36 protein-coding genes are annotated in these 25,311 nt (G+C 56.5%); 5 read left to right on the top strand and 31 right to left on the bottom strand.

The window, feature by feature from the left end:
- Position 1 precedes the first annotated feature (1 nt).
- Together RMR16_RS07675 and RMR16_RS07680 are read right to left on the bottom strand one after the other, a co-directional pair.
- Positions 2–1,318, bottom strand: a complete 1,317-nt coding sequence (locus RMR16_RS07675) for a replication-associated recombination protein A (protein ID WP_320202140.1) — start codon at positions 1,316–1,318, stop codon at positions 2–4.
- Positions 1,315–2,721 (bottom strand): DegQ family serine endoprotease, encoded by a 1,407-nt coding sequence (locus RMR16_RS07680; RefSeq protein ID WP_320202141.1) that lies wholly within the window; start codon positions 2,719–2,721, stop codon positions 1,315–1,317. The genes RMR16_RS07675 and RMR16_RS07680 overlap by 4 nt, the downstream gene beginning before the upstream one ends.
- Before the next feature lie 217 nt (positions 2,722–2,938).
- On the opposite strand from RMR16_RS07680, the gene RMR16_RS07685 reads away from it, so the two are divergent.
- Positions 2,939–3,292 (top strand): lysozyme inhibitor LprI family protein, encoded by a 354-nt coding sequence (locus RMR16_RS07685; RefSeq protein ID WP_320202142.1) that lies wholly within the window; start codon positions 2,939–2,941, stop codon positions 3,290–3,292.
- Here RMR16_RS07685 and RMR16_RS07690 read toward each other — a convergent pair.
- The 3 genes from RMR16_RS07690 to ilvD form a co-directional block, all read right to left on the bottom strand.
- The gene (locus RMR16_RS07690; protein ID WP_320202143.1) at positions 3,289–4,281 is read right to left on the bottom strand and encodes a serine hydrolase domain-containing protein; all 993 of its coding nucleotides are present in this window, start codon (positions 4,279–4,281) and stop codon (positions 3,289–3,291) included. The genes RMR16_RS07685 and RMR16_RS07690 overlap by 4 nt on opposite strands.
- A gap of 179 nt (positions 4,282–4,460) precedes the next feature.
- Entirely contained in the window at positions 4,461–5,138 is a 678-nt protein-coding gene (locus RMR16_RS07695; RefSeq protein WP_320202144.1) for an SDR family oxidoreductase, read from the bottom strand.
- Between the two features lie 119 nt (positions 5,139–5,257).
- Positions 5,258–7,093 (bottom strand): dihydroxy-acid dehydratase, encoded by a 1,836-nt coding sequence (gene ilvD, locus RMR16_RS07700; protein WP_320202145.1) that lies wholly within the window; start codon positions 7,091–7,093, stop codon positions 5,258–5,260.
- A 308-nt stretch (positions 7,094–7,401) separates the two neighbouring features.
- Between ilvD and msrP the strand changes: the two genes are divergently transcribed.
- On the top strand, positions 7,402–8,343 hold the full coding sequence (msrP, locus tag RMR16_RS07705; RefSeq protein WP_320202146.1) for a protein-methionine-sulfoxide reductase catalytic subunit MsrP: 942 nt from the start codon (positions 7,402–7,404) through the stop codon (positions 8,341–8,343).
- Between the two features lie 2 nt (positions 8,344–8,345).
- Positions 8,346–9,029: a protein-methionine-sulfoxide reductase heme-binding subunit MsrQ gene (msrQ, locus tag RMR16_RS07710; RefSeq protein WP_320202147.1), complete on the top strand. Its 684-nt coding sequence runs from the start codon at positions 8,346–8,348 to the stop codon at positions 9,027–9,029.
- Positions 9,030–9,108: 79 nt separating this feature from the next.
- Here the strand turns inward: msrQ and RMR16_RS07715 are convergent, their stop codons facing one another.
- Entirely contained in the window at positions 9,109–9,489 is a 381-nt protein-coding gene (locus RMR16_RS07715; protein WP_413786058.1) for a DUF2809 domain-containing protein, read from the bottom strand.
- A gap of 62 nt (positions 9,490–9,551) precedes the next feature.
- On the opposite strand from RMR16_RS07715, the gene RMR16_RS07720 reads away from it, so the two are divergent.
- Both RMR16_RS07720 and RMR16_RS07725 read left to right on the top strand, forming a co-directional pair.
- Entirely contained in the window at positions 9,552–10,424 is an 873-nt protein-coding gene (locus tag RMR16_RS07720; RefSeq protein WP_320202148.1) for a DUF817 domain-containing protein, read from the top strand.
- A gap of 15 nt (positions 10,425–10,439) precedes the next feature.
- Positions 10,440–11,249 (top strand): carbon-nitrogen hydrolase family protein, encoded by an 810-nt coding sequence (locus RMR16_RS07725; RefSeq protein WP_320202149.1) that lies wholly within the window; start codon positions 10,440–10,442, stop codon positions 11,247–11,249.
- A 101-nt stretch (positions 11,250–11,350) separates the two neighbouring features.
- Here RMR16_RS07725 and rplQ read toward each other — a convergent pair whose 3' ends face one another.
- The 25 genes from rplQ to rplD form a co-directional block, all read right to left on the bottom strand.
- Entirely contained in the window at positions 11,351–11,776 is a 426-nt protein-coding gene (gene rplQ / locus RMR16_RS07730) for a 50S ribosomal protein L17 (protein WP_320202150.1), read from the bottom strand.
- Between the two features lie 191 nt (positions 11,777–11,967).
- Positions 11,968–12,978 carry a DNA-directed RNA polymerase subunit alpha gene (locus RMR16_RS07735; RefSeq protein WP_320202151.1) on the bottom strand — a complete coding sequence of 337 codons (1,011 nt, stop codon included), beginning with the start codon at positions 12,976–12,978 and terminating at the stop codon, positions 11,968–11,970.
- Between the two features lie 187 nt (positions 12,979–13,165).
- Positions 13,166–13,555, bottom strand: coding sequence for a 30S ribosomal protein S11 (gene rpsK / locus RMR16_RS07740; RefSeq protein WP_320202152.1), 390 nt, complete (start codon positions 13,553–13,555; stop codon positions 13,166–13,168).
- A 138-nt stretch (positions 13,556–13,693) separates the two neighbouring features.
- Positions 13,694–14,062 carry a 30S ribosomal protein S13 gene (gene rpsM, locus RMR16_RS07745; protein ID WP_320202153.1) on the bottom strand — a complete coding sequence of 123 codons (369 nt, stop codon included), beginning with the start codon at positions 14,060–14,062 and terminating at the stop codon, positions 13,694–13,696.
- Between the two features lie 225 nt (positions 14,063–14,287).
- Positions 14,288–14,902, bottom strand: coding sequence for an adenylate kinase (locus RMR16_RS07750; RefSeq protein WP_320202154.1), 615 nt, complete (start codon positions 14,900–14,902; stop codon positions 14,288–14,290).
- A complete protein-coding gene (secY, locus tag RMR16_RS07755) occupies positions 14,899–16,239 on the bottom strand; it encodes a preprotein translocase subunit SecY (RefSeq protein WP_320202155.1) in 1,341 nt (446 codons plus the stop codon). Before secY ends, RMR16_RS07750 begins: the two co-directional genes overlap by 4 nt.
- Before the next feature lie 314 nt (positions 16,240–16,553).
- Complete coding sequence (gene rplO / locus RMR16_RS07760; protein ID WP_320202156.1) at positions 16,554–17,033, bottom strand: 50S ribosomal protein L15; 480 nt, start codon at positions 17,031–17,033, stop codon at positions 16,554–16,556.
- Between the two features lie 16 nt (positions 17,034–17,049).
- A complete protein-coding gene (gene rpmD, locus RMR16_RS07765; RefSeq protein WP_045230765.1) occupies positions 17,050–17,256 on the bottom strand; it encodes a 50S ribosomal protein L30 in 207 nt (68 codons plus the stop codon).
- An 11-nt stretch (positions 17,257–17,267) separates the two neighbouring features.
- Positions 17,268–17,837: a 30S ribosomal protein S5 gene (rpsE, locus tag RMR16_RS07770; RefSeq protein WP_045230766.1), complete on the bottom strand. Its 570-nt coding sequence runs from the start codon at positions 17,835–17,837 to the stop codon at positions 17,268–17,270.
- Between the two features lie 176 nt (positions 17,838–18,013).
- The gene (gene rplR / locus RMR16_RS07775; protein WP_320202157.1) at positions 18,014–18,376 is read right to left on the bottom strand and encodes a 50S ribosomal protein L18; all 363 of its coding nucleotides are present in this window, start codon (positions 18,374–18,376) and stop codon (positions 18,014–18,016) included.
- A gap of 12 nt (positions 18,377–18,388) precedes the next feature.
- A complete protein-coding gene (rplF, locus tag RMR16_RS07780) occupies positions 18,389–18,922 on the bottom strand; it encodes a 50S ribosomal protein L6 (protein ID WP_320202158.1) in 534 nt (177 codons plus the stop codon).
- A gap of 42 nt (positions 18,923–18,964) precedes the next feature.
- A complete protein-coding gene (gene rpsH, locus RMR16_RS07785) occupies positions 18,965–19,363 on the bottom strand; it encodes a 30S ribosomal protein S8 (protein WP_042618522.1) in 399 nt (132 codons plus the stop codon).
- 12 nt (positions 19,364–19,375) lie between these two features.
- The gene (rpsN, locus tag RMR16_RS07790) at positions 19,376–19,681 is read right to left on the bottom strand and encodes a 30S ribosomal protein S14 (RefSeq protein ID WP_042618523.1); all 306 of its coding nucleotides are present in this window, start codon (positions 19,679–19,681) and stop codon (positions 19,376–19,378) included.
- Between the two features lie 33 nt (positions 19,682–19,714).
- The gene (gene rplE, locus RMR16_RS07795) at positions 19,715–20,272 is read right to left on the bottom strand and encodes a 50S ribosomal protein L5 (protein WP_111838912.1); all 558 of its coding nucleotides are present in this window, start codon (positions 20,270–20,272) and stop codon (positions 19,715–19,717) included.
- Complete coding sequence (gene rplX, locus RMR16_RS07800) at positions 20,265–20,573, bottom strand: 50S ribosomal protein L24 (RefSeq protein WP_320202159.1); 309 nt, start codon at positions 20,571–20,573, stop codon at positions 20,265–20,267. Before rplX ends, rplE begins: the two co-directional genes overlap by 8 nt.
- 12 nt (positions 20,574–20,585) lie before the next feature.
- Positions 20,586–20,954, bottom strand: coding sequence for a 50S ribosomal protein L14 (gene rplN, locus RMR16_RS07805; RefSeq protein ID WP_003495199.1), 369 nt, complete (start codon positions 20,952–20,954; stop codon positions 20,586–20,588).
- A 226-nt stretch (positions 20,955–21,180) separates the two neighbouring features.
- Positions 21,181–21,417: a 30S ribosomal protein S17 gene (gene rpsQ, locus RMR16_RS07810; RefSeq protein ID WP_320202160.1), complete on the bottom strand. Its 237-nt coding sequence runs from the start codon at positions 21,415–21,417 to the stop codon at positions 21,181–21,183.
- Positions 21,418–21,429: 12 nt separating this feature from the next.
- The gene (rpmC, locus tag RMR16_RS07815; RefSeq protein ID WP_138790874.1) at positions 21,430–21,630 is read right to left on the bottom strand and encodes a 50S ribosomal protein L29; all 201 of its coding nucleotides are present in this window, start codon (positions 21,628–21,630) and stop codon (positions 21,430–21,432) included.
- A gap of 12 nt (positions 21,631–21,642) precedes the next feature.
- Positions 21,643–22,056 carry a 50S ribosomal protein L16 gene (gene rplP, locus RMR16_RS07820; RefSeq protein ID WP_042618528.1) on the bottom strand — a complete coding sequence of 138 codons (414 nt, stop codon included), beginning with the start codon at positions 22,054–22,056 and terminating at the stop codon, positions 21,643–21,645.
- A 38-nt stretch (positions 22,057–22,094) separates the two neighbouring features.
- Positions 22,095–22,826 (bottom strand): 30S ribosomal protein S3, encoded by a 732-nt coding sequence (gene rpsC, locus RMR16_RS07825; protein WP_320202161.1) that lies wholly within the window; start codon positions 22,824–22,826, stop codon positions 22,095–22,097.
- Positions 22,826–23,215 (bottom strand): 50S ribosomal protein L22, encoded by a 390-nt coding sequence (rplV, locus tag RMR16_RS07830; protein ID WP_320202162.1) that lies wholly within the window; start codon positions 23,213–23,215, stop codon positions 22,826–22,828. The genes rpsC and rplV overlap by 1 nt, the downstream gene beginning before the upstream one ends.
- Positions 23,216–23,217: 2 nt before the next feature.
- A complete protein-coding gene (gene rpsS / locus RMR16_RS07835; RefSeq protein ID WP_003507772.1) occupies positions 23,218–23,496 on the bottom strand; it encodes a 30S ribosomal protein S19 in 279 nt (92 codons plus the stop codon).
- 15 nt (positions 23,497–23,511) lie between these two features.
- Positions 23,512–24,348, bottom strand: coding sequence for a 50S ribosomal protein L2 (gene rplB, locus RMR16_RS07840; protein ID WP_320202163.1), 837 nt, complete (start codon positions 24,346–24,348; stop codon positions 23,512–23,514).
- A gap of 43 nt (positions 24,349–24,391) precedes the next feature.
- Positions 24,392–24,685 (bottom strand): 50S ribosomal protein L23, encoded by a 294-nt coding sequence (locus RMR16_RS07845; RefSeq protein WP_320202164.1) that lies wholly within the window; start codon positions 24,683–24,685, stop codon positions 24,392–24,394.
- Positions 24,682–25,302 (bottom strand): 50S ribosomal protein L4, encoded by a 621-nt coding sequence (rplD, locus tag RMR16_RS07850; RefSeq protein WP_320202165.1) that lies wholly within the window; start codon positions 25,300–25,302, stop codon positions 24,682–24,684. Before rplD ends, RMR16_RS07845 begins: the two co-directional genes overlap by 4 nt.
- Positions 25,303–25,311: the final 9 nt, after the last annotated feature.

Raw genomic sequence — 25,311 nt, forward strand, 5'->3', positions numbered from 1 at the left:
GTTATTGGCCGTTTCGCTCGCGGCGCAACTTGGCCCACCAGTCCAGCCGTTTGCGAATATCCCGCTCAAAGCCGCGATCCGGCGGATCATAAAATTTGGTTCGCCCCATTTTCTCCGGGAAATAATCCTGCCCTGAAAACGCGTCCGGCTCATCATGATCGTAACGATAGCCATCGCCGTAAGCTTCGCTTTTCATCAGCTTGGTCGGGGCATTGAGAATATGCTTTGGTGGCAGCAAAGAACCATTTTCCTTCGCCGCCCGCATCGCGCCTTTGAAGGCGGTGTAAACAGCGTTGGATTTGGGTGCGGTCGCCAGATAAACGCAGGCCTGTGCCAGCGCCAGTTCACCCTCCGGTGAACCGAGATAATCATAAGCATCCTTGGCGGCATTGCAGATGACCAGTGCCTGCGGATCTGCAAGGCCAATGTCTTCCACCGCCATCCGCACCAGCCGCCGCCCCAGATAAAGAGGGTCTTCGCCAGCATCGAACATGCGCGCCAGATAATACAGCGCGGCATCCGGGTCAGACCCGCGCACCGATTTATGCAGCGCCGAAATCAGGTTATAATGGCCGTCCTGCGCCTTGTCATAGACAGGCGCACGGCGCTGCACGATGTGCGTCAGTCCTTCGGTGTCGAAAGTCTCATCCTTGCGCGCTGCGCGCCAAACCTCTTCGGCCAGCGTCAGCACGGCGCGCCCATCACCATCCGCCATACGGATCAGCGAGGCCCGCGCATCATCGATCAACGGCAGTGGCTTGCCTTCAACATCCTCGGCGCGCTTTAAAAGCTCTTCGAGACTGTCTTCATCATGGGATTTGAACGTCAGCACCCGCGCACGCGACAAAAGAGCGGCGTTGAGTTCGAAGGATGGATTTTCCGTCGTGGCGCCGACGAGGATGATCGTGCCATCTTCCATGACAGGCAGAAAACTGTCCTGTTGTGCGCGGTTGAAACGGTGGATTTCGTCCACGAACAGCAAGGTCTGCCGCCCGTTCATACGGCGGGCACGTGCACTTTCGAACACTTTTTTCAGATCGGCCACACCGGAGAAAATGGCGGAGATTTGCTCGAAAGCCAGCCCCGCCTCGCCGGAAAGCAACCGTGCAACGGTCGTTTTTCCCGTGCCGGGCGGACCCCAGAATATCATCGACCCGAGAGAGCCGCTCTCGATCATGCGGCGCAGAACGCCCTCCTCGCCCGTCAGATGTGGCTGGCCCGTCACCTCTGCAAGTGTTGTCGGGCGCAGCCGGTCTGCCAGAGGTCGCCGGCTGGCGACCTCTGCTGGAATTTGCGGGGCGAAGAGATCGCCGCTCATCGCAGGAACTGCCGCAGGCGCTGGCCATCGCGAATGACTTCCACGCGCCAAAAGCCCGGATTGTCTTCCAGCGCATGTTGCACATCTGCTGTTTTGCCCATGTCGACACCATTCAGGGTGACGATGATGTCCTTTGGCTGGAAACCAACGCGGGACGCGGGCGAATTGCGTTTCACATCAACAATAACGACGCCCGTGATGCCTTGCGGCATCCGCAACTCGTCGGACAGTTTTGGCGAGAGATTGGCAACCGTGGCGCCTGCAAACGGATTGCGGCCTTCCAGCAGGCGCTCGTCACGCGGCGCTGTTTCCGGCGCGGTATCCAGCGCGATGGTGACGTTTTTCTCCTGCCCTTTGTCGATCAGCGTGATCTTGGCAGATTTGCCAATGCCCGCTGTGGTCAGGCGATACCCCAGCGCGTCGGGGTGCTCGACCTCGATGCCATTCACCGCCGTCACCACCTGCCCCGGCTCAATGCCAGCCTTCTCGGCAGGCCCATCCTTCACCACACTGACGACCAGCGCGCCACGCGCCCGCTTGAGGCCAAGCGCTTCGGCCACTTCGGATGTCACGGGGTCAAACGTTGCGCCAACATAAGGACGCTGGAAACTCGTATCGCCCTTTTCGGCAGCAGCAAGGAACACCCGCACCAGATTGGCAGGAATGGCAAAACCGATGCCGTTCGATCCGCCACCGCGGGAGAAGATGGCCGTGTTGATGCCGATCAGCTCACCCGCCATGTTCATCAGCGCACCACCGGAGTTGCCGGGGTTGATGGAGGCATCCGTCTGAATGAAGAAACCGAAATCGCCCTGCGTCACCTGATTGCGCGCCAGTGCCGACACGATACCGCTCGTCACCGTCTGGCCGACACCGAAGGGGTTGCCAATGGCGAGAACGAGATCACCCACCTCGGTCTTATCGGAATCACCCAGTTGCAGAACCGGGAACTGCTCCTTCGCGTCGATCTGCAAGACGGCCAGATCAAGCCGGTCATCTTTCAGCAGAACCTTGGAGGAAAACTCACGGCCATCCGCCAGTGCCACCTTGATATCGTCCGCGCCATCGATGACGTGATTGTTCGTCACCACCAGCCCGCCGGCCGTGGCGATAACGCCGGAGCCGAGAGAAGATTGCTTTTCCGTGCGGTTGGGCAATTGCTGCCCGAAAAACTGCTCGAAGAACGGATCGCCCGCAAAAGGCGAGGCCCGTTTTTGCACGACGCGTTCCGCGTAAACATTCACAACGGCACCCGCAGTGCGTTTGACGAGCGGCGCAAAGGACAGCTGCATGTCCGCCGTGCTGGAAGGTACGGCTTTGCTGTCCTGCGCGCGCGCCGTTACCGGCATCAAAAGCAGGGCGCTCAGAAAGCCGGTGGTCAGATACTTCGACATGCTTGGCATGTGATTCCTCATCTTCATCAGTATGATGGAGTTATAACGCTTAAGCCTATAAATCAAAGCGCGGCAAGATCATGACGAACTGTGCGCCGAATATAACAATGGAACAAGTTGCGGTTCTCCGGACTTTAAGCGCATGTCGTTACCGCAAAACCGCTGCACACTTTTGCGCGACATGCTTTAGACGGCATATAAAGTCCGGTTCTGAAAAGAGATCCACATGCATTTGAAGAAACATATCCTTGCCGCCCTGATTGTTATCGCATCCTATTCTCACGGCTCGCCTGTTGGCGCGGCCAGCTTTGATTGCACCAAGACAGACCTTGCGGCAGACGAAAAGACGATCTGTGAAAATCGCGCCCTGAATGATCAGGATGTGCGGATGGCAACCACCTTCGACATTCTCACCCAACTGATGGCCATGGGCGCCCGAGACACGCTGCGCACCGAACAAAGCGAATGGCTCAAACACCGCCAGACCTGCGCCGCCGATGCCGCCTGCCTGACCAAAGCCTATGATGAGCGCATGGTGAAGCTGGGCGAAGCGTTCCAGAACATCAACAGGCCGCTTTAAGCCGCGCTGATGATGTCCGACATCAACCCGTGCAGTTGATCCCGATAGCCGGTGCGCGCCGATGGCGCGTCCTCTCGGGAGGTCATGACCACGGAAAGCTTTTTGGACGGCACGATGTACAGCATTTGGCCGCCATACCCCCAGGCATAATAGACCTTCTCTCCCGCCATATCCTTGATGAACCAGCAATACCCGTATCCATCGCCATTAAAGACGGAATTGGTGCGCTGGACCCAGGACTGGTCGATCCACGTCTGGGACAACAGCCTATCGCCATCGGGCGTCACGCCACCACGGCGGTAGAGCTCACCGAAGGCCAGCAAGGAGCGCGCCGTCATCGCCATCTGGTTTCCACCCAGATAAATCCCCTGCGGATCACGTTCCCACGCGCCGATGGAAAAACCGTCGAGCGGTGAAAACCAGTCTCGCGCCAATGCCAGCGTGGAACGGCCCGATGCTTTCGTGAGGATTGCCGACAGCAGATGCGTGGAGCCGGTGGAATAGAGCATCCCGCCACCCGGCTCTCCCGCGAAACCGGAACCCAGCGCCATGCGTACCCAATTTCGGCTGGAAACCCAGCGCCCATAATTGGGACCGGACATGCGCTCCAGACCGGATTTCATGGACAGCAGATTGCCAATCGTCACCCGCTCCAATCGCGGATCGGGACCAGACGGAAAATCCGTGCGCAGCACAGACGCGATAGGCTGATCGGTGCCATCCAATATCTTGCGATCGATCGCCATGCCCACCAGCGCCGAAACGATGGATTTCGATGCGGATTTGATGTTGGTCGAGCCGCTCAGCGACGCGCCATGATAGGCGCGGCTGGCGACCTCCCTGCCATCGACGCTGACGATAACCGCCTTCAAACTGTCCAGTGCATCGGCTTTCTCGAGCAATGGCTGAAAACCCTCTGTCGATTGGGCGCGGACAAGGGAGGCGAATGGCAATGTAGCCATGAGAGCAAGTGCGGTGCGACGTTTCATGCCGTTTCATTTAGTGGGCCTGGCAGCGGTAAAAAGAACCGCGATACGGTCTTCACTCCATTGTGACTTTCGGCGCTCTATAGTCAAAAGATGGAAAACCCAACGACATCAGAAGTTTGAACCATTTTTCGGATTCAACATCCGAGCGCCTTGAATCAGTTTCTCACCAAGGCGGCTGATTACTCCTCGTAGATCATCTTCTTCGTCATGCCGCCGTCCAGAACCATCACCTGCCCCGTCATAAAGCCCGCTCCGGCAAGATAAACGACGGCGTCGGCAATATCCTGCGGCTTTCCCACGCGCCCTACCAAATGCTGCGCATGGTCCTTCTTTCGCAAATCCGTGTCGTTGGTAATCCAGCCGGGCGCGATGGCGTTGACGCGAATGTTCGGTCCGAGGCTGACGGCAAGCGCGTGGGTCAGCGCCACCAACCCGCCTTTGGACGCGGCATAGGCTTCGGTGTCCGGTTCCGACATAAACGCGCGGGTGGATACCATATTGACGATACCAGCCCCCTCGCCCATCAAAGGCACGGCAGAGCGCACCATCAAGAACGCACCCGTCAAATGGCTGTCCGTTACCTTGCGCCAGTCTGATAATGACAGTTTGTGGATAGGCCCATTCACCGGCCCGGCAATGCCCGCATTGTTGACAAGAAGCTCCAACCCCTTCCATCCCAATTGCTCGAAGGCCGCCGCGACCGAGCTTTCATCGCCAACATCGCAATACACATGCCGCGCTTTGGTCGTCCCTTCCTTCACATCGAATGACGCAACGGTCCAACCTTCCGTCAGCAATGCCTCAATAACACCAGTACCGATCAGACCAGCACCCCCGGTCACGATTGCGCGTTTCATTGATTTTAATCCTCGTTTTGTTGGTGCCATCGAACGTTTTGAAGAGAAGCCAGTTCCGGTTCAAACAAAAAAGCCGCCCGGCATAACCGGACGGCTTCAATATCCAATATCCGCAGAACTTATTCCGGCAGAATACGCACCGCACCCTTATCGGCGCTGGAGGCAAACGCGGCGTAGGCTTTGAGAGCCGTCGTCACGTTGCGCTTGCGCTTGTCCGCAGGCTTCCAGCCAAGCTGGTCCTGTTCGGCGCGGCGCGCAGCCAGTTCGGCGTCCGAAACCTTGAGGTTGATCGTGCGGTTGGGGATATCGATCTCAATAGGATCACCCTGACGCACGAGGCCGATGGCGCCACCTTGCGCTGCTTCTGGCGACGCATGGCCGATGGACAGGCCAGAAGTGCCACCAGAGAAGCGACCGTCGGTGATGAGTGCGCAGGCTTTGCCCAGCCCCTTCGACTTCAGATAGCTGGTTGGGTAAAGCATTTCCTGCATACCCGGACCGCCCTTCGGACCTTCGTAGCGGATGACGACGACATCGCCTTCCGTCACTTCGTTGGACAGAATGCCCTTAACGGCCGCATCCTGGCTCTCATAAACCACGGCAACGCCGTTGAATTTCAGGATCGACTCGTCAACGCCTGCCGTCTTCACGATGCAGCCATCCAGCGCGATGTTGCCGTAAAGAACTGCCAGACCGCCATCCTTGGAGAACGGCTTTTCAACGGAGCGGATAACACCGTTCTCGCTGTCGGTGTCCAGCTCATCCCAACGCGAGGACTGGCTGAACGCAACCTGCGTCGGCACGCCACCGGGCGCCGCCTTGAAGAACTGGCGCACGGTTTCGCTGTTGGTGCGGGTAATGTCCCAACGGTCGATGGCGTGGCCGAGCGTGGGTTCATGCACCGTGTAGCAATCGCGGTTGATAAGACCGCCACGGTCCAGCTCGCCCAGAATACGCATGATGCCGCCTGCGCGGTGAACGTCTTCCATATGCACGTCCTGCTTGGCAGGCGCGACTTTGGACAGGCACGGCACCTTGCGCGACATGCGATCAATGTCTTCCATGGTGAAATCGACATCACCTTCATGCGCTGCGGCCAGAATGTGCAGCACGGTGTTGGTGGAGCCGCCCATGGCGATATCCAGCGCAATGGCGTTCTCGAATGCCGCCTTGGTGGCAATCGAGCGTGGCAGAACGGTATAATCATCCTGCTCGTAATGGCGGCGTGCCAGATCAACGATCAGATGGCCAGCCTCGACAAACAGGCGCTTGCGATCCGAGTGGGTGGCGAGCGTAGAACCGTTGCCGGGCAAAGCCAGACCCAGCGCTTCCGTCAGGCAGTTCATGGAATTGGCCGTGAACATCCCGGAGCAAGAACCGCAGGTCGGACAGGCGGCACGTTCGATGGTGTCGACTTCTTCATCCGTCATCTTGTCATCGGCAGCAGCAACCATCGCGTCGACAAGATCAAGCGCCACGGTCTTGCCGTGCAGCACGGCCTTGCCCGCTTCCATCGGTCCACCGGACACGAAAACGGCAGGAATATTGAGGCGCATGGCGGCGCTCAACATGCCGGGGGTGATCTTGTCGCAGTTGGAAATGCACACCATCGCATCGGCGCAGTGGGCATTGACCATGTACTCGACACTATCGGAAATGATTTCGCGCGATGGCAGCGAATACAACATCCCGTCATGGCCCATGGCGATGCCATCATCCACGGCGATGGTGTTGAATTCCTTGGCAACGCCACCGGCGGCCTCGATTTCACGCGCCACGAGCTGACCGAGATCCTTCAGGTGGACATGGCCCGGCACGAACTGCGTGAAAGAGTTGACGACAGCGATAATCGGCTTGCCGAAATCGCCATCCTTCATTCCGGTTGCGCGCCAAAGGCCGCGGGCACCGGCCATGTTGCGGCCATGGGTTGTCGTTCTGGAGCGATAGACTGGCATGTGCTTATTCCTCGATTTGTCTCACGCGAAAGGCTTCCTCCAAAGGCACCATAGACGCCTTCCCTTCGCTGTTAAGAGCGTTCTACTCCAAACGCGCTGACGTGTCACTGTCACCTTCCGGCAAAACAGTACGGTTCGGTACGGTACGCCAATTCACATACCCCAATATTTCAGGGATTATTGTCACGAATACGCGATCGCGCACATTAACCGCTTTTTTTTGTTTAAAAGCTGAAACATATCTTATGATGCCAACGTAGTAGGTACGAACAGCGACACCGCTCCCTTGGCTCCCTCAGGAGGTTTCCATGCCCGCCTACCGCCCACCCCATATTCCTTCCACCGACATCACACCACGCGACATCTATCTGTCCAGACGAAACTTTCTCGGCACGGCTGCCGGTTTCGCCGCGCTGGGGCTTGCGGGGCAAGATGCGATGGCAGCGCCCCTGTCTGCCGCCCCCGGCGCTTACAAACTGGATGAAAAGCTGACGCCGCTCGATGCCGTCACCAGCTACAATAATTTCTATGAATTCGGCACGGGCAAGACTGATCCCAAAGAGAACGCCGGTGATTTCAAGCCAACGCCGTGGACCGTGAAGGTCGATGGGCTGGTCGGCAAACCGCAGGAATTCAACATAGAAGACCTGTTGAAATACCAGCTGGAAGAACGCACCTACCGGATGCGCTGCGTAGAGGGCTGGTCCATGGCCATTCCGTGGATTGGCTTTCCGCTGTCCGCATTGCTGGACAAGGTCGAGCCGCTGGGCAGCGCCAAATTCGTATCTTTTGAAACGGTGGTTCGGCCAGAGGAAATGCCGGGACAACGCGGCCTCTTCCAGCCGCTGGATTGGCCCTATGTCGAAGGTCTTCGTCTGGACGAAGCCCGCCATCCGCTGACCATTCTGGCCGTCGGTCTTTACGGAGAAACGCTGCCGAACCAGAACGGCGCGCCCATTCGTCTTGTCGTGCCGTGGAAATACGGTTTCAAGGGCATCAAATCCATCGTTCGCATTTCGCTGGTGGAAAAACAGCCGGAAACGACATGGAAAAATTCCAACGCCCGTGAATACGGCTTCTTTTCCAACGTCAATCCGAATGTCGACCATCCGCGCTGGAGCCAGGCACATGAACAACGTATCGGCGAAGGCGGCGTTTTCAGCACGCAGAACCGCCCGACATTGATGTTCAATGGATATGAAGAGGTTGCCAGCCTTTACACCGGCATGGATTTGAAAGCGAATTACTGAGCATGGCAATCGCGCTTTCACTCCCCTCGCTGCCGAAGCGATATCAGCCCGCCGCCATCTGGGCGGTGTATATTGTCGGTCTCTGTCCCGGCCTGTGGTATTTCTATCTCGCGGCCACAGGCGGGCTGGGATTCAATCCGGTCAAAGAATTCGAGCATCTGCTGGGCATCTGGGCGCTGCGCTTTCTCTGCATCGGCCTTTGCGTGACGCCGCTGCGCGATCTGTTCAACACCAACCTCATCGCCTACCGGCGTGCGCTTGGGCTGGTGGCCTTTTATTACGTGCTGTCGCATCTCGCCGTCTATATCATTCTGGATCGCGGGCTGATCTTCAGCTCCATCCTCGGCGATGTGCTGAAACGGCCTTACATCATGTTCGGCATGGCGGGCTTTCTCATGCTCATCCCGCTCGCCCTCACCTCCAACCGTTGGTCTATCCGCACCCTCGGCAGCCGCTGGAACACGCTGCACAAGCTCGTCTATCTGGTGCTGATCGTCGGCGTCCTGCACTTCGTGCTGGCCCGCAAATCCCTGACGCTGGAGCCGGTGTTCTATATTTCGGTGATGGTGCTGCTGCTCGGATACCGTCTTGCACGGCCAACGATCATGAGGATTAAAAGACAGCGCAAATCGTCAAAACAAAATCTGCCTGAAAAAAAAGAGAGAACTTTCTCCACGCGTCCATAAACGGATTTATCCTCTTCCATCCGATTGAAGATGGAGATGGATGACGGAACCAACGCCTATTACAACCGGCCGTACAGACCTAACGCGTCGCGATAAGCGCCGCCAGACCTATACCCACAAGATAACAGGCAATATTCCACAGCGAAAACACGCGCCCGAGCAGCAGCGCCCCAGCCGTTGTTGCTCGGAACGCATCCAGCGCCGGGAAATGTATAAGCCGGATGAACTCCACCACGATCGCCACTGAACATGCCAGGGGAACGGCAAGCCGCCTTGGCGTTGTCGCCGCCACCAGCAGATAGACCATCGATCCCCACAGCACCGACCCGCCGTATTTCACGATGATAAACGGCAGGCCGATCGTGTAACCGTAACGCCGCAAAGCCAGTCCGGCCAAAATCACCACACAAGCTGCAAACAGCAGCGCAATTCTCCGGCAAAATTTCTGTTCGATCATCATGTCGCTTTATTCCCGTTTTGCTATAGACATGCAATCGTACCGAGCAACGAGGATTACCGGCTTTGACGACCGAGACCGCCATCCCTTCCAGCCGCCTGTCCTCACTCGACGCATTTCTGTGCGATACCCAGCCTTGGGGTGAGTTGAAAGGTGCAAAACGCTTCATCGTCGAATTTCTCTATTTCGGCATCAAGCAAGCGCGTGCCTGTTTGTTCGTCGGCTTGTTTTTCCTGGCGATTTTTCTGGTGCCGCGCGCCGGCGTCTTCGGCCTGCCGCGTTATGACGTGCTGCTCGTCATCGCGCTTGCCATCCAGTTCTTCATGATCTGGAGCAAGCTGGAAACGCTGGATGAGGCAAAGGCCATTCTGCTGTTTCACGTTGTCGGCTTTGCGCTGGAAGTCTTCAAGACGTCCAGCAGCATCCAGTCATGGTCTTACCCGGATTTCGCCTATACGAAAGTGCTTGGGGTGCCGCTGTTTTCCGGCTTTATGTACGCCGCCATCGGCAGCTACATCATTCAGGCATGGCGCCTGCTGGATGTCCGGATCAAACATCATCCCAGCTACTGGATGGCCACGTTGATCGGCATCGCCGTCTACGTCAATTTTTTCACCCACCACTTCATCGGAGATTACCGCTGGTACATTGCCGCCTGCGCCGTGGGCCTCTACGCCCGCGCCACCGTCATCTACCGCCCCTATGACCGCGACCGCACAATGCCCATGCTGCTGTCCTTCATCCTCATCGGCTTTTTCATCTGGCTCGCAGAGAACATCGCGACAATATTCGGCATCTGGCGCTACCCCAACCAACTCGGCGCGTGGTCTGTGGTGCACATCGGCAAATGGAGTTCATGGTCACTTCTCGTCATCATGACCTTCACCATCGTCGCGCATCTGAAGCACATCAAACGACGGATTTCCGTGCCGGAGTAAGCTGGAACGACACTCATGAAAATAGCGGCAGCCCAAAGCATCGTCACAAACGACATCGCTGAAAATGGACGGACGATACGTGTACTTATCGAGGAAGCGGCAAAACAAGGCGCGCGTCTCGTCAATTTCTGCGAGGGTGCATTATCAGGCTATTCCAAAGCACAAATCGCCTCACCTGAAGACTGGCACCAGCTGGATTGGAAAAGCCACTCTGCGGAATTGGAAGCGATTGCGCAAACCTGCAAAAAGCACGGTATATTTGCAGTGGTGGGTTCTGCCCATCCGTTCAACTCCCCTCACCCACCGCACAACAGCCAGTATATTGTCAGTGACAGCGGAGATTTGGTGGCGAGATACGACAAGCGGTATCTCTCAAATTCCGAGCTGTCTGGCTGGTTCACGCCCGGCAAACAGCCTGTAACACTCGAGATAGACGGCTACCGTTTCGGCTGCCTTACCTGCATCGAGGTCCAATTTCCGGAACTGTTCATGGAATATGAGCGGCTGGATGTCGATGCGATCCTGTTCTCCTCATACGGTATTAGAAACTTCTTCCAGATCGCCCTTCGCGCCCATGCAGGTTTCAACTGCCTGTGGATCAGCGGCGCGACACCCGCTCAAACCGCGCCCGAAGGCCCAGCCGGAATTATCGGCCCCGATGGCAAGATCATTTCCCATTGCCCTGCCGAGCCGCGAAATGCATTGGCCTTTGCGCTAATTGACCGCGATAACCCGGCCTATGACGGGGCGCTCAACAAAGCCCGCCCATGGCGCCGGGCGGCACGGGATGGTGACATTTATAGAGATGCGCAAAACGAAGCATAATCGCACACCTAAGACCGACGTGGCTTGCGACAAAACAGCAAAAAGCCGGGTGATCGCTCACCCGGCTTTTTTATGATCCGACGCTCGAGAGCGCCTGAATATTATGCGGCTTCTGCGGCTTCCGCTTCAGCAGCAACGCGAGCCTTGTCGGCTGCGCCCTTGGCGTCGACGTCGCGCTCAACAAACTCGATAACAGCCAAAGCGGCATTGTCGCCCTGACGGTAGCCAGCCTTCATGATACGCAGGTAGCCGCCGTTGCGGGTTGCGTAACGTGTCGCAATCGCGTCGAACAGCTTGCGAACGGCGTCCTGATCCTTGATCTGGGACACGGCCTGACGACGAGCGTGCAGGTCGCCGCGCTTGCCGAGCGTTACAAGACGTTCTACGATCGGGCGAATTTCCTTCGCCTTTGGCAGAGTTGTTACGATCTGCTCATGCGTGATGAGCGAAGCAGCCATGTTGGCAAACATTGCCTTGCGGTGGCTGGCGGTTCTATTGAGCTTGCGGCCTGAATTTCCGTGGCGCATTGCTATTCTCCTTTAGCGCAGGATCCCTATCCGGGCCTGCCGTTTCCTGGCACATGCAGGCAACCTGTCTCTCTGACCGGGCCTGCTGTTTGACGGGGAAAGGCAGTCTTTAACGGGTCTGCCTTCTTATCTGGTTTCGTGTTGATGCAGCATGGTGTTGGAAAACCGGTTCACGGTCTCCCTCATGCCACTCAGTATTGGTCTTCGTAACGCTTCGCGAGATCTTCGATGTTCTCTGGCGGCCATGCTGGCACTTCCATGCCGAGGTGCAGACCCATGGAAGCGAGAACTTCCTTGATTTCGTTGAGCGACTTGCGACCGAAATTCGGCGTGCGAAGCATTTCGGCTTCTGTCTTCTGAATGAGATCACCGATGTAAACGATGTTGTCGTTCTTCAGGCAGTTTGCCGAACGAACGGACAGTTCCAACTCGTCAACCTTCTTGAGAAGTGCCGGGTTGAATGCCAGTTCGGTAACCGATTCTTCTTCTGCTTCCTTCTGTGGCTCGTCAAAGTTGACGAAGACACCCAGTTGGTCCTGAAGAATGCGAGCAGCAAAGGCAACGGCGTCTTCGCCGGAAACAGAGCCATTCGTATCGATCGTCATGATCAGCTTGTCGTAGTCGAGAACCTGGCCTTCACGGGTGTTTTCCACCTTGTAGGACACTTTCTTGACCGGAGAGTAGAGGCTGTCCACCGGAATAAGGCCGATAGGCGCATCTTCTGCACGGTTGCGATCTGCTGGCACGTAACCCTTGCCGTTGTTGACGGTGAATTCCATGCGGATTTCAGCGCCATCGTCGAGCGTGCAGATCACGTGGTCAGGGTTGAGGATTTCGATGTCGCCAACCGTCTGGATATCACCAGCCGTCACGGCACCTGGACCCTGCTTGCGCACAACCATGCGCTTGGAATCGTCACCATCCATCTTGATGGCGATTTCCTTGATGTTGAGTACGATATCCGTCACATCTTCCCGAACGCCGGGGATGGAGGAGAACTCATGCAAAACGCCATCGATCTGCACGGCAGTCACAGCTGCACCACGCAGAGACGACATGAGAACGCGACGAAGCGCGTTGCCAAGTGTCAGGCCAAAACCACGTTCCAACGGCTCGGCAACAAGGGTAACCTTGGTGCGGCTGGAAGACGTGAACTCGACCTTGTTCGGCTTGATCAGTTCCTGCCAATTCTTTTGAATCATCTTTAAACCTTCCGTTCGCCGCCACCATTCAATCGTGGCGGACCGAGCATGATCACCGAGAGGAACCTCAAAGGTTCATCGGAGGGTTTGAAAGCGGCGGCACACCGGCCACGCCGACAAACCACACGCCGATTACGCGAAAATTCCGCCTGACCGAAGCGAGGCGGAATTTCCAGACAGAAACGCGTTAGACGCGACGCTTCTTGCGCGGACGGCAACCGTTGTGCGGGATCGGTGTCACGTCGCGGATGGAGGTGATCATGAAACCGGCAGCCTGGAGAGCGCGAAGTGCAGACTCACGACCCGAACCCGGACCGCAAACCTCTACCTCAAGCGTCTTCATGCCGTGTTCCTGAGCCTTCTTCGCAGCATCTTCAGCAGCGATCTGGGCAGCAAATGGAGTCGACTTACGCGAACCCTTGAAGCCCTTGGCACCAGCAGACGACCAGGCAATAGCATTGCCCTGCGCGTCGGTGATGGTGATCATCGTGTTGTTGAAGGTCGAGTTGACGTGCGCAACACCCGACGTGATATTTTTACGTTCGCGACGTTTAACGCGAGTGGCTTCCTTGGCCATGGTATACCTTTCATTGATCTCTTCACCGCCGTAACACCAGCGGCTACACCGGCAATCCGCTTCCTAAGAAGCATCTCGCCAAACTCAGAAAGGCTGGTGCGGCTTGCACCAGCCTCCCCTTTCCGGAGAACCGGAAAATTACTTCTTCTTACCAGCGATCGCCTTCGCCGGACCCTTACGGGTACGTGCGTTGGTGTGCGTGCGCTGACCGCGGACTGGAAGACCACGGCGATGACGCAGGCCGCGGTAGCAGCCGAGGTCCATCAGACGCTTGATGTTCATCGAGTTTTCGCGACGAAGATCACCCTCGACGCGATAGTCGCGGTCGATTGCTTCGCGGATCTGAAGGACTTCTGCGTCCGTCAGCTGATGAACGCGCTTGTCAGCCGGAAGACCGACCTTGTCCATGATTTCCTGCGCGAATTTCGAACCAATCCCGTGAATATAGGTCAAGGCGATAACAACGCGCTTAGCCGTCGGGATGTTGACGCCAGCGATACGTGCCACGTCTATTCTCCTTGCGTTCCAGTTGCCATCCGGCAAGTGGTGCTTTCATTTGAGCGGCATAAACCAGCCGCCAGTTCAATTTCCTGTTCGTCACAAGTCAAAAACGACCGAACTCGGATTTTCCTTCCCTAAAGGAAAATCCGCGCCAGTCGCTTGGGTTGTCGCGAGTTGGCGCGGTGTTTAACGGAATCAGTTCAAAAAAGCAACCGGCCCCGCCAAGATTCTTTAGATGCGCGCAGCAGAAGCCGCAGCATTGGCGTCTTTTTCAAGAACAGCTTCGATTGCAACGGTCACTGCATCGACATGTGCCATGCCGTCCAGAACCACAAGTTCCCCCTGTCCCTCATAGTATTGGGACAAAGGAGCCGTCTTTTCACGATACTCGGAAAGACGCTTGCGGAACGAATCAGGGTTGTCGTCTGAGCGAACAGTGCCACCGGCAGCAATCGTTTCAGCAACGCGGTTTTCGATTCGGCGCACCAGCGCTTCCTCGTCGACCTTCAGTTCGATCACGGCGTCGAGCACCAGATCTTTCTGTCGCATGTTTTCCGCAAGCGCCTTGGCCTGCGGAACCGTGCGCGGATAACCATCGAGGATAAACCCCTTGGCACAGTCCGCTTCCTGGATACGTTCAGACACGATCTGGTTGACGATATCATCCGATACGAGACCGCCAGCATCCATCACTGCCTTGGCGCGCTTGCCGATCTCTGTGCCTGCCGTAACGGCCGCACGCAGCATGTCGCCTGTAGAAAGTTGTGGAATGCCATATTTATCGGTCAAGCGCTTGGCCTGAGTTCCCTTGCCAGCACCCGGCGGTCCCAAAAATATCAGTCTCATCGTCCCCTCTTTCCTCCACGCAGTTTCGATTTCTTGATCAGCCCCTCATATTGCTGAGCAATTAGGTGACCCTGAATCTGTGCAACAGTATCAAGCGTTACACTGACTACGATCAAAAGCGAAGTACCACCAAGGGCTAATGGGATACCAGTCCGCGCAATAAGCGTCTCAGGCAAGATACAGACGAACACCAGATAAACAGCGCCAACCAGCGTGATGCGTGTCAGAACGTAATCGATGTATTCAGCCGTACGTTCGCCGGGACGAATGCCGGGAATAAAGCCACCGTGCTTCTTCAGATTGTCGGCGGTGTCTTTCGGATTGAAGACAATCGCCGTGTAGAAGAACGCGAAGAACGCAATCAACAGGCCGTAGAGCAGCATGAACAGTGGCTGTCCGTGCTGAAGCGACGCGATGATCGATGTCGCCCAAGGCGGCAGATTGGTGCTGTTGGTAAAGCCAGCAGCCGTTGCAGGCAGAAGCAGCAGCGACGATGCAAAGATCGCAGGAATGACGCCAGCCGTGTTCAGCTTCAGCGGCAGATGCGATGTATCGCCCTGGAACATGCGGTTGCCGACCTGTCGCTTCGGATACTGGATCAGAAGACGACGCTGCGCGCGTTCCACGAAGACGATCAGGGCAATCACGCCGATAGCGACGACGACGACCATGAGAATCAGCGTGGTGGACAATGCGCCGGTGCGACCCAGCTCCAGCGTGCCGGCCAGTGCCTTTGGCAGACCAGCAGCAATACCCGCGAAGATGATCAGCGAAATACCGTTGCCGATACCGCGCGACGTGATCTGCTCACCGAGCCACATCAGGAACATCGTGCCGCCCAGCAGCGTGATGACGGTGGACACACGGAAGAACCAGCCTGGATCGATGACGAGCCCTGCCCCGCTCTCGAGACCTGCGGCAATGCCGTAAGCTTGAAGCGTGCCGAGCAGCACCGTGCCGTAACGTGTGTACTGGTTGATGATCTTGCGGCCTGCTTCGCCTTCCTTTTTCAAGGCTTCGAGCGAAGGCACAACCGATGTCATCAGCTGCACGATAATAGATGCGGAAATGTAGGGCATGATGCCGAGCGCGAAGATCGCCATGCGCTCCACTGCACCGCCCGCAAACATGTTGAAGAGGCCAAGAATGCCGTTGGCCTGCCCTTTAAACGCCTGTGCATAGGCTTCCGGGTTCAGACCAGGAAGCGGAATATGTGTTCCGAGGCGATAAACGAGAAGTGCGGCAAGGGTAAACCAGAGGCGCTTTTTCAGATCTTCGGCTTTAGCGAAGGTCGAAAAATTCAGGTTTGAGGCCAGTTGTTCCGCTGCTGAAGCCATAAATTTCTCCGCATGACCCTTGTCCAGCGGCACGGAAACCGGCAATTCCGGAAAAGGTCTAAAAGATACTGGTTCAAAAACCGGGCTTCGGACGGATCAAGGCTTTTTAGCCAAAATCATGCCTCACCCTTGTTTTCGTTAGTCCGTCAGCATTCCCATGAACGCTTCAGAACTGTGAGGCTCTCCCCGAAACGCTTTCGCGCAACTTGAGAGTTTTCGCATAATCTTCGTTTAATCGATTAGGATTCAAAGGCTTATGCGACTATGAGCGCGAACGCCCGGAGTGAAACACCCCGGGCGTTCAAAGTCTTATATTACTCTGCGGCTTCCGCTGCAACAACCAGAAGCTTGATGGAACCACCAGACTTCTCGATCTTTTCAACAGCAGACTTGGACGCACCAGCAACTTCGAAGGAAACCTTCGTCGTCAGCTCGCCATCAGCAAGAATGCGAACGCCGTCCTTGAGGCGACGAATAACGCCAGCCGCCTTGAGAGCAGCAGCATCAACCGTTGTCTTGGCGTCGAGCTTGCCAGCATCGATAGCAGCCTGAACGCGGCCGATCGAAACTTCAGCATACTCGGATGCGAAGATGTTGGTGAAGCCACGCTTTGGCAGACGACGGTAGATTGGCATCTGGCCGCCTTCGAAACCGTTGATAGCAACGCCCGAACGAGCCTTCTGACCCTTGACGCCGCGGCCACCAGTCTTGCCCTTGCCGGAACCGATACCGCGACCTACGCGGATACGATCCTTGGAAGAACCTTCGTTGTCTTTAATTTCATTGAGTTTCATGATGACTTCCTCCGTCTCACTTCTCGTCTACGACGCGAACGAGATGCTGGACAGCACGGATCATGCCGCGAACAGCTGGAGTATCTTCCAGAGTGCGCTGACGGTGCATCTTGTTGAGACCCAGGCCGATCAGCGTCTGGCGCTGAACCGCAGGGCGGCGAATTGGGCTGCCGATCTGTTCGACTGTAACAGTCGTCTTGGCTTCAGTAGTCTTCTTGGCCATGATACTGCTCCTTATTCTTCAGCAGCGTTGCCGGAAGCGGCGCGGCGGGACTGAAGGGTCGCATACTTAAGACCGCGCTGTGCAGCAACGTCCTTAGGATGAACCTGGTGCTTGAGAGCGTCGAACGTTGCGCGAACCATGTTGTAAGGGTTCGAAGAACCCGTCGACTTGGCAACAACGTCATGAACGCCGAGCGTTTCGAAAACAGCGCGCATTGGACCACCGGCGATGATACCGGTACCAGCCTTTGCAGAGCGCAGCAGAACCTTGCCAGCGCCGTGACGGCCGTTTACGTCGTGATGCAGCGTACGACCATCGCGCAGAGGAACGAAGATCAGATCGCGCTTTGCGCTTTCAGTTGCCTTGCGGATAGCTTCAGGAACTTCACGAGCCTTGCCGTGACCAAAGCCAACGCGGCCCTTCTGGTCGCCAACAACGACGAGAGCAGCAAAACCGAAACGACGGCCGCCCTTGACAACTTTGGCAACGCGGTTGATCGCTACCAGCTTGTCAACGAACTCGCTGTCGCGCTCTTCACGGTTCTGGCGGTCGTCGCGAGAACCTCTTTTTTCTTGTGCCATTGTCCTTTTCCTTTTTCTTTTACGGGTGGAACGGCAAACGAAAAGACCATCGGCATCATCGCTGATACCCGCATGGTCCGGTGAAATCCGCCCAGGACGTTGCCCAGGCGGAAAATTTTTAGCGGCACATAATTCCTATCTTCTGACCGCAAGCGATCAGAAGGGTTATGCGCACATTAGAAGTTCAGACCGCCTTCGCGGGCAGCTTCAGCCAAAGCCTTGATGCGGCCGTGGTAAATGAAGGCGCCGCGGTCGAATACGACATCCTTAACGCCAGCCTTGCCAGCGCGTTCGGCAACCAGCTTGCCAACAACGGCAGCTGCTGCAACGTCCGCACCCGTCTTCAAAGACGAGCGCAGATCTGCCTCGAGTGTGGAGGCAGACGCAAGCGTCTTACCGGCCACATCATCGATAACCTGAACGTAGATGTTCTTCGACGAGCGATGAACCGACAGGCGCGGGCGACCGTTAGCAACCGCCTTGATCTGGCGGCGCACGCGGTTGGCGCGACGTGCAAGTGCTTCTTTCCTGCTAGCCATTTCGCTTGATCCTTACTTCTTCTTGCCTTCTTTGCGGATGATCCGTTCTTCAGCGTACTTGACGCCTTTGCCCTTGTAGGGCTCGGGACCACGGTATTCGCGGATTTCCGCGGCAACCTGACCGACCTGCTGCTTGTTAATGCCGGAAACGATGATTTCCGTTGGCTTTGGCACGGCAATGGTGATGCCGACCGGAGGCTCATAAACCACGTCGTGGGAGAAACCGAGTGCCAGTTGCAGGTTCTTGCCCTGCAAAGACGCACGATAACCAACGCCGTTGATTTCGAGCTTGCGTTCGTAGCCGTCCTTCACACCCTTGAAGATGTTCTCGACCATCGTGCGGGACATGCCCCACTTGGAACGAGCTTCCTTGGTGTTGTTGGCTGGCTGTACCGAAACAGCGTTTTCTTCAAGCTTGACCTGGATTTCGTCGTTTGCGACGAAGAACAGTTCACCCTTCGGGCCCTTGGCAGTAATCGTCTGGCCTTCAACAGTGGCCGTCACACCTGCAGGAACCTGAACGGGCTTTTTACCGATACGAGACATATTTCTATCCTGTCTGTCCGTTAAGGAAATTCCTGCTCAATCTTAGAAGACTGAGCAAAGAACCTCGCCACCAACGTTCTGTTCGCGAGCCTGGTGATCGGCCATCACACCCTTCGGAGTCGAAAGGATCGTGATGCCGAGGCCGTTCGCGACCTGCGGGATGGACTTGACCGAGACATAAACCCGGCGGCCCGGCTTGGACACGCGGCCGATCTCACGGATCACCGACGCGCCTTCGTAGTATTTCAGTTCGATCGTGAGTTCGGACTTGCCGTTCTCAAAATCAACCTTGGAATAACCGCGAATGTAACCTTCGGCCTGAAGCACGTCGAGAACGCGTGCGCGCAGGCTGGAGGCAGGTGTGTTGACCGACGACTTGCGACGAGCAGCACCATTGCGGATTCGGGTGAGCATATCACCCAACGGATCAGTCATTGTCATGTGCCCGTCTCCTTACCAGCTCGACTTGACAATACCCGGCACCTTGCCGGAATTGCCCAACTCGCGAAGCGCAATACGCGACATTCCGAGTTTGCGGTAGAACGCGCGCGGACGGCCCGTTACTTCGCAGCGGTTGCGGATACGCGTCTTCGAGCCGTCACGCGGCAGCGAAGCGAGCTTCAGAGTTGCCTGGAACCGCTCTTCGATCGGAAGGGACTGGTTCATGACAATTGCCTTCAGTGCGGCGCGCTTGCCAGCCTGGGAAGCAACTGTCTTGCGGCGGCGCTTGTTCTTTTCAACTGCGCTTGTTTTCGCCATATCGTAGTTCCTTTTCTACGCTCGTCGTTACGGTTATTGACGGAACGGGAAGTTGAACTCTGTCAAAAGAGCCCGCGCTTCGTCGTCCGACGTCGCCGTCGTGCAAACGATGATGTCCATGCCCCACATCTGATCAACCTTATCGTAGTTGATCTCTGGGAACACAATGTGTTCCTTGATGCCCATGGCGAAGTTGCCACGGCCGTCAAAGCTTTTCGGGTTCAAGCCCCGGAAGTCGCGAACGCGCGGCAGCGCGATGTTGACCAGACGATCAAGGAATTCGTACATGCGTGCGCCACGAAGGGTAACCTTCGCACCGATTGGCATATGTTCGCGAACCTTGAAGCCCGCGATCGAATTGCGAGCCTTGGTGATGACAGGCTTCTGACCGGCAATTGCCGCCAGATCGCCAGCAGCAACCGTTGGCTTCTTCGAATCGGCAGTTGCTTCACCAACGCCCATGTTGATGACGATCTTGTCCAGCTTGGGGATCATCATAACGTTTGCGTAGGAGAACTTCTCCTGCATTGCGCCGCGAATACGCGAAACGTATTCGGCCTTGAGACGCGGCTCGTACTTGGACTCAGCCATCGATCACTTCTCCCGAACGCTTGGCCACGCGGACCTTCTTGCCATCGATAACCTGGAAGCCAACGCGAGTAGGCTTGCCATCCTTATCGGCGATGGCGAGGTTCGAAATGTGCAAGGACGCTTCTTTGCTGATGATGCCGGCTTCCTGGCCCTGGGTCTGGCGCTGGTGACGTTTCACCAAATTTACGCCACTCACAAAAGCCCGATCTTCTTTCGGCAAAACCTGTGTTACTTCGCCGGTACGGCCCTTGTCCTTACCGGTCAATACGACAACTTTGTCGCCTTTACGAATTTTCTGCATCGCTATTGCTCCTTACAGTACTTCTGGAGCCAGCGAGATGATCTTCATGTGGTTCTTGGCGCGAAGTTCGCGTGGAACCGGTCCGAAGATACGGGTGCCGATAGGCTCTTTCTTGTTGTCGATAAGAACGGCTGCGTTGTTATCGAAACGGATGACGCTGCCGTCAGCGCGGCGGATGTCTTTCGCGGTACGCACAACAACCGCTTTCATCACGTCGCCCTTTTTGACGCGGCCGCGCGGAATGGCTTCCTTGATAGAAACGACAATAATGTCGCCAACGGAAGCATACTTACGCTTCGAGCCGCCCAGCACCTTGATGCACATGACACGACGTGCGCCGGAATTATCCGCCACGTCGAGGTTTGTTTGCATCTGAATCATGTCAGGTCGCCTTCTTGTTGTTACCGGACCGGTTGGGCAAAAGAGGCCCCCTGTTCCAGCTTATGAACTGTCTCTGTTTTCGCGCGGAATAATCTTTACAGGGTGGTTTCCTAACGGACCTTCCGTGCGCATCAAAGCAAAAGAACGCCCGTGAACGAGCGTCCTTGAGCTGCTTCATACAGACTTCCGCGCATATAGCAAGGTGCCGCGCGAAAATCTGTTGAAATTATGCCTGGGCGGCCACGACCGTCCAGCGCTTATCCTTGGAAATCGGTGCGCATTCCTCGATGGAAACGACATCGCCGATCTTGTATTGATTGTTTTCGTCGTGCGCCTTGTACTTCTTCGAACGGCGAACGGTCTTCTGAAGCAGCGGGTGAGCGAATCGGCGCTCAACACGGACTACAACAGTCTTCTCGTTCTTGTCGGACACTACGACGCCCTGCAGAATGCGTTTAGGCATATTATTTTTCCTTTAGGCCTTGGCTTCTGCCGCCTTCTGGCGGGCAATGGTTTTCACGCGGGCGATGTCCTTGCGAACTTCGTTGATGCGCGAGGACTTTTCCAGCTGACCGGTTGCCTTCTGGAAGCGCAGGTTGAACTGCTCTTTCTTCAGGTCGGCTAGCTTGTCCTTGAGCTGATCGGCGCTGAGGCCGCGAACGTCTTCGGCTTTCATGGTGCCTGCTCCTTACTCTGCGATGCGCTGAACGAAGCGCGTCTTAACCGAGAGCTTGGCAGCGCCGAGACGAAGCGCCTCGCGGGCGATCTCCTCGGAAACACCGTCGATCTCGAACATCATACGACCGGGCTTGACCTTGCATGCCCAGTATTCAACAGAACCCTTGCCCTTACCCATACGAACTTCGGTCGGCTTCGCCGTAACCGGAGTGTCTGGGAATACGCGGATCCACACACGACCAGCGCGCTTCATGTAACGTGTGATCGCGCGGCGAGCCGCTTCGATCTCACGTGCATTAACGCGGTTCGGTTCCTGCGACTTCAAGCCGAATTCACCGAATGCCAGGTCAAAGCCGCCCTTCGCGACGCCCTTGATGCGTCCCTTGAACTGCTTGCGGTACTTAGTACGCTTTGGCTGCAACATTTTATTACTTCTCCGAGCTTATCTTTCGCCAGCGTTTATCAAGCGTTGTCGCGGCGACGGTCGCCACGATCGCCGCGCTCACGGCTTGCTGGACCCTGGGCATCGCCTTCGAGCGCACGACGCTCGGAAGCCATTGGATCGTGTTCAAGGATTTCGCCCTTGAAGATCCAAACCTTGATGCCGCAGATACCGAATGCCGTTGTGGCTTCCGCCACACCGTAGTCGATGTCCGCACGCAGCGTGTGCAACGGAACGCGACCTTCGCGGTACCATTCGGTACGAGCGATTTCAGCGCCGCCAAGACGGCCACCGCAGGTGATCTTGATGCCTTCGGCGCCAAGACGCAGAGCGGACTGAACAGCACGCTTCATCGCGCGGCGGAAAGCCACGCGGCGTTCAAGCTGCTGGGCAATCGACTGAGCAACGAGTGTTGCGTCGACTTCCGGCTTGCGCACTTCAACGATGTTGAGGTGCGTTTCCGAAGAGGTCATCTCGGAAATCTTCTTGCGAAGCTTCTCGATGTCTGCACCCTTCTTGCCGATGATCAGACCCGGACGAGCCGAGTGAATGGTCACGCGGCACTTCTTGTGCGGACGTTCGATGACAACCTTAGCGATACCAGCCTGCTTCAATTCCTTGATCAGGTAGGCGCGGATCTTGAGGTCTTCGTGCAGAAGCTTGCCGTATTCGGCAGTGTCTGCATACCAGCGGCTATCCCAAGTGCGGTTGATACCGAGGCGGAAGCCGATTGGATTGATTTTCTGACCCATTATGCGGCCTCCCCTTTTTCACCAGCTTCACGAACCACGATCGTCAAGTGAGCGAACGGCTTTTCGATACGCGATGCGCGGCCACGGCCACGAGCGTGGAAACGCTTCATGGTGATGGACTTGCCAACGTAGGCCTCGGCGACGACGAGAGCGTCGACGTCGAGGTCATGGTTGTTTTCTGCGTTCGCGATAGCCGATTCCAAAGTCTTCTTGACAGTGGCAGCAATGCGCTTGCGGGAGAATTCGAGCTCGGCGAGAGCGCGATCAACCTTCTTGCCACGGATAAGAGCGGCAACCAGGTTCAGTTTCTGGGGGCTGACGCGGAGCGTACGGGCAATGGCCTGAGCCTCATTGTCCTTCAGCCGGCGTTCGGTCTTAGCCTTCGCCATGATTACTTCCTCTTTGCCTTCTTGTCCGCGCCATGACCGTAATAGGTCCGGGTCGGAGAGAATTCACCGAACTTGTGTCCGACCATGTCTTCGTTGACCGAGACGGGCACATGTTTGCTGCCGTTGTAGACGCCGAATGTCAGACCAACGAACTGCGGCAAGATCGTGGAGCGACGGCTCCAGATCTTGATCACTTCATTACGTCCGCTTTCACGTACCTTCTCAGCCTTAGTGAGAAGATAGCCGTCAACAAACGGACCTTTCCATACTGAACGAGCCATTTGAGAGTTCCTCTCTTACTTCTTGCGCTGATGGCGCGAACGCATGATGAACTTGTCGGTCGACTTGTTGGAGCGAGTCCGCTTGCCCTTTGTGGGTTTACCCCACGGAGTCACCGGATGGCGACCACCAGACGTACGACCTTCACCACCACCATGAGGGTGATCGACAGGGTTCATCACGACACCGCGAACGTGAGGCTTCTTGCCGCGCCAGCGTGAACGACCGGCTTTGCCGTCGTTGATGTTGCCATGATCGGCATTCGAGACAGCACCGATCGATGCAAGGCAAGAGCCATGCACCAGACGCTGCTCACCGGAGTTCAAGCGAAGGATCGCCATCCCTGCATCGCGACCAACGAGCTGAACATACGTACCGGCGGAGCGAGCGATTTGACCGCCCTTGCCTGGCTTCATCTCGACGTTGTGGATGATCGAGCCGACTGGGATGTACTGAAGAGGCATAGTATTGCCTGGCTTCACGTCCACCTGCTTGTCGGAGGCGATCACCTTGTCACCGGCAGCGAGACGCTGTGGCGCGAGAATGTAAGCCTGTTGGCCGTCCGTGTATGTCACGAGCGCGATGAATGCGGTGCGGTTAGGGTCATATTCCAGACGCTCGACCGTACCTTCAACGTCGAACTTACGACGCTTGAAGTCTACCAGACGGTAGGTCCGCTTGTGACCGCCGCCCTGAAAACGAACGGTGATCCGGCCCTGATTGTTACGGCCACCCTTCGAGCTGAGGCCCTCTGTAAGAGCCTTTACCGGCTTGCCCTTGTAAAGCGAAGACCGGTCCACGATAACCAGCTGGCGCTGGCTTGGCGTGGTTGGATTGAAACTTTTCAATGCCATTGTATTGTTCCCTTTTGGGTTTTTGCCCGCTTGGGCCTAACCTTTAGAGTCCTGTGGACACGTCGATGGATTGACCTGCAGCGAGCGTAACGATGGCTTTTTTGACATCCTTGCGCTTACCAGCGAATCCACGGAAACGACGGGTCTTACCCTTGCGGATAAGCGTGTTCACTGCCGTGACCTTGACGCCGAAGAGTGCTTCGATGGCAGCCTTGATTTCAGGCTTCGAAGCGTCTTTGGCGACGTTGAATACGACCTGGTTCTGTTCGGAGACCAGCGTCGACTTTTCGGTGATCGAAGGAGATACGATCACATCGTAGTGGCGAAGATCCGTCATTTGAACCGCTCCTCAAGGGCTTCAACCGCAGCCTTGGAAAGCACCAGCTTGCCACGACGCAGGATGTCGTAAACATTGATGCCCTGAACCGGCAGAACGTCCACATTAGGAATGTTCTGAGCTGCGAGCTTGAAGTTGCCATCAAGTTCTGCGCCGCCGATAACGAGAGCGTTGGTCAGGCCAAGCGTAGCGAAGTTGCCCAGCAGAGCCTTTGTCTTTGCATCGCTGGCGACGAGCTGATCGACGATGATCAGGTCTTCAGCCTTCAGCTTTGCAGACAGTGCGTGACGCAAAGCAAGCGCGCGAACCTTCTTAGGAAGGTCGTGAGCATGGCTACGAACGACTGGGCCATGGGCCTTGCCGCCGCCGCGGAACTGCGGAGCGCGAGCCGAATGGTGACGAGCGCGGCCCGTACCCTTCTGCTTGTACATCTTTGCACCCGTACGGGAAACTTCCGAACGGTTCTTGGTCTTGTGCGTTCCCTGCTGCTTCTTAGCGAGCTGGTAACGAACCATGCGGGCCAGGATGTCCTGGCGTGGATCGAGGCCGAAAATTTCGTCCGACAGAGAAACCTTGCCGGCGTCTTTTCCCTCGAGGGTTTTGACGTTCAATTCCATGATGAGGCT

The organism is Agrobacterium sp. rho-13.3 (assembly GCF_033957765.2).
Lineage (GTDB): Bacteria > Pseudomonadota > Alphaproteobacteria > Rhizobiales > Rhizobiaceae > Agrobacterium.